The sequence below is a fragment of the Pseudomonas sp. genome (genome assembly GCF_050739655.1).
In the GTDB taxonomy this organism is placed as follows: Bacteria; Pseudomonadota; Gammaproteobacteria; order Pseudomonadales; family Pseudomonadaceae; genus Aquipseudomonas.
The window spans coordinates 1-1,717 of the sequence record NZ_JBOIBY010000127.1; the positions used below are offsets into that span (position 1 = coordinate 1).

Below are 1,717 nucleotides of genomic sequence, written 5' to 3' on the forward strand. Positions count from 1 at the left end.
TCGGCGGCGGTGTGCGGCAGACCTGCCTCACGCATCTGCTGCAACAGGCGCTCTACCGGTGTTTTGACCTCATCGGCCAGTTGTTTCACCGTGACTTGCGTCATGCACTTCTCTCCTCAGGCCGCGCCTAATTACTCGAACCAGTGGGCTCGGGCGGCCATGATCAACTTGCCGGCACGATCATCGTCAATGCCGTCGATGTCGAGCAGGTCGTCAATAGACTGCTCGGCCAGGTCTTCGCGGGTAATTACGCCGCGCACCGCCAGTTCCATCGCCAAATCCTTGTCCATACCCTCAAGCGAGAGCAGGTCTTCGGCCGGATGGGCGTCTGCCAGCTTTTCCTCAGTAGCGATGGCTTTGGTCAACAAGCGATCCTTGGCACGAGCGCGAAGCTCGTTGACGATTTCCTCGTCAAAGCCGTCGATGTTGAGCATTTCTTCCAACGGTACGTAGGCAATCTCTTCCAGGCTGGTGAAGCCTTCATCAACCAGCACCTGAGCCAGTTCTTCGTCGACTTCCAGCTCGTCGATGAAGTTGCGCAGGATGTCGCCGGTTTCTGCTTGCTGCTTAGCCTGGATGTCCGATTCGGTCATCACGTTCAGGGTCCAGCCAGTCAACTGGCTAGCCAGACGCACGTTCTGACCACCGCGACCGATGGCCTGAGCCAGATTGTCTGCGCCAACGGCGATGTCCATTGCATGGGCATCTTCGTCAACGATAATTGCCGCAACCTCAGCCGGGGACATGGCGTTGATTACGAACTGAGCCGGGTTGTCGTCCCACAGAACGATATCAACGCGCTCACCACCCAACTCACCCGACACTGCCTGGACGCGCGAACCGCGCATACCAATGCAAGCGCCTTGCGGGTCGATGCGCTTGTCCTTGGAACGGACGGCGATCTTGGCGCGCGATCCCGGATCACGGGATGCAGCCATCACTTCGATCAGGCCTTCGGCAATTTCCGGCACTTCGATGCGGAACAACTCGATCAGCATTTCCGGCGCGGTGCGCGACAGGATCAGCTGCGGGCCGCGGTTCTCGGTGCGGATTTCCTTGAGCAACGCACGCAGGCGCACGCCAACCCGGAAAGTTTCGCGAGAAATGATGTCTTCACGGGCCAGCAACGCCTCAGCGTTGTTGCCCAGATCAACGATCACGTTATCGCGGGTTACTTTTTTCACGGTGCCGGAGATGATTTCACCCAGGCGCTCGCGGTAAGCGTCAACGACCTGAGCACGCTCAGCTTCGCGAACCTTCTGCACGATGACCTGCTTGGCAGTCTGTGCAGCGATACGGCCGAATTCGATGGACTCGATCTTCTCTTCGACAACGTCACCAACCTGGGCACCAGGATGCGTTTGCGCAACCTTGCTCGGCCAGGTTTCGATGGCAGGATCGTCCAGATCATCTTCTTCGACGACTGTCCAGCGACGGAAAGTTTCGTAGGAACCGGTGTGGCGGTTGATTTCCACACGCAGGTCAACTTCGTCCTCGAAACGTTTCTTGGTAGCAGTGGCCAGGGCCAGCTCCAGCGCTTCAAAAATTACGCTTGCCGGTACACCCTTTTCGTTGGATACCGACTCAACAACCAGCAGTACTTCTTTGCTCATCGTACGCCTCGCCTTTCGCAAGCCATTGGATCCGCGGGATCCGCGTCTCAGTCAAAACTGGGAATAATGTTGGCCTTGTCGATCATATCGATCGGCAACAGGAA

The 1,717-nt window shown here is 57.5% G+C and carries 2 protein-coding genes; both read right to left on the bottom strand.

Going from position 1 to position 1,717, the window contains the following annotated elements:
- The coding region (locus ACRESJ_RS06600; protein ID WP_431757198.1) for a translation initiation factor IF-2 N-terminal domain-containing protein at positions 1 to 104 on the bottom strand (104 nt) is incomplete at its 3' end.
- Between the two features lie 27 nt (positions 105 to 131).
- The gene (nusA, locus tag ACRESJ_RS06605; protein WP_431757197.1) at positions 132 to 1,613 is read right to left on the bottom strand and encodes a transcription termination factor NusA; all 1,482 of its coding nucleotides are present in this window, start codon (positions 1,611 to 1,613) and stop codon (positions 132 to 134) included.
- Between the last annotated feature and the right edge of the window lie 104 nt (positions 1,614 to 1,717).